A 356-nucleotide genomic window follows, 5' to 3' on the forward strand; every position below is an offset into this window, starting at 1 on the left:
AGCCTTGTCGCCTTCTACCGTGATCAGTGACTGTTCTTCTTCAACCATGTCGCCAACAGCAACCATGATTTCAGTCACTTCAACTTCGTCGCCACCGATATCCGGTACGTTCACTTCTTTGTCCGCTGCTGCCGCTGGAGCAGCAACAGGTGCTGCCGCCGCAGGAGCCGCTGCTGGTGCAGAGCCCGCGATTTCGAAGATCATGATCAGAGAGCCAGTCGATACTTTATCGCCTGCCGCTACTTTGATTTCTTTTAGAACGCCGGCGAAAGGTGCAGGCACTTCCATTGATGCTTTGTCGCCTTCAACCGTCAGAAGAGATTGCTCTTCTTCAATGCTGTCGCCAACAGCAACCA

The 356-nt window shown here is 53.1% G+C and carries 1 protein-coding gene; it reads right to left on the minus strand.

Translation table 11 applies throughout. The annotated features are described in order from the left end of the window. A partial coding sequence (locus ABT58_RS23285) for a biotin/lipoyl-containing protein (RefSeq protein WP_047876803.1) occupies positions 1-356 on the minus strand: 356 nt, incomplete at both ends.

The sequence above is a fragment of the Photobacterium aphoticum genome (genome assembly GCF_001029435.1).
Lineage (GTDB): Bacteria > Pseudomonadota > Gammaproteobacteria > Enterobacterales > Vibrionaceae > Photobacterium > Photobacterium aphoticum.